General features: G+C 61.7%; 1 protein-coding gene. It reads right to left on the bottom strand.

All coding sequences use genetic code 11. The features are described from left to right. A partial coding sequence (locus AC3CAU_RS16750) for a hypothetical protein (RefSeq protein WP_488368515.1) occupies positions 1-303 on the bottom strand: 303 nt, incomplete at both ends.

Below are 303 nucleotides of genomic sequence, written 5' to 3'. Positions count from 1 at the left end.
AGCGTCCGCCACGATCATCATCGTCATCATCACGGCTGCTGCTGCGACCACGTCCACCTGAGCGGCCACCACGATCATCATCGTCATCATCACGGCTGCTGCTGCGACCACGTCCGCCTGAACGGCCACCACGATCATCATCGTCATCATCACGGCTGCTGCTGCGACCACGTCCACCTGAGCGTCCGCCACGATCATCATCGTCATCATCACGGCTGCTGCTGCGACCACGTCCGCCTGAACGGCCACCACGATCATCATCGTCATCATCACGGCTGCTGCTGCGACCACGTCCACCTGAGC

This window comes from Acinetobacter sp. GG23 (assembly GCF_057766365.1).
Note: the sequence above shows the minus strand (reverse complement) of the source record. Positions and strands in the feature narration are given on the sequence as shown.